Source organism: Psychrobacter pygoscelis (genome assembly GCF_004335015.1).
Classification (GTDB): domain Bacteria; phylum Pseudomonadota; class Gammaproteobacteria; order Pseudomonadales; family Moraxellaceae; genus Psychrobacter; species Psychrobacter pygoscelis.
The window spans coordinates 1-462 of the sequence record NZ_RQRU01000018.1 but is presented as its reverse complement, the minus strand read 5'-3'; the positions used below and the strand labels follow the sequence as shown (position 1 = coordinate 462).

The following is a 462-nucleotide window of genomic DNA, read 5'->3' as shown; positions in this document are numbered from 1 at the left end:
GTAGCAACAGAGTTAGGATTAGAACTAGCTAAAAAAGGTCATGAAATTCATTTCATTACTTATAAACAACCGGTTCGTTTGTCCCTATTAAATCCGAATATTTATTTTCACGAAGTAAACGTACCAAATTATCCTTTATTTCATTATCAACCCTATGAATTGGCCTTGTCAAGTAAATTGGTAGATATGGTGAAACTTTATAAAATTGATGTTTTGCACGTACATTATGCGATTCCACACGCTTATGCAGGTTATATGGCGAAGCAGATGTTAGCGGAAGAAGGTATTTCATTACCAATGATAACAACACTTCACGGAACCGATATTACACTTGTAGGAAATCACCCGTTTTATAAAAGTGCTGTTACATTTAGCATCAATAAATCCGATTTTGTTACGAGTGTTTCAAATAGTTTACGAGAAGACACTTATAGATTATTCGATTTGAATAAAGAAATACAC

The 462-nt window shown here is 33.1% G+C and carries 1 protein-coding gene; it reads left to right on the top strand.

Going from position 1 to position 462, the window contains the following annotated elements:
- Positions 1-462: glycosyltransferase (locus tag EGV92_RS13755; protein ID WP_165525636.1), on the top strand; the 462-nt coding region annotated here is incomplete at both ends.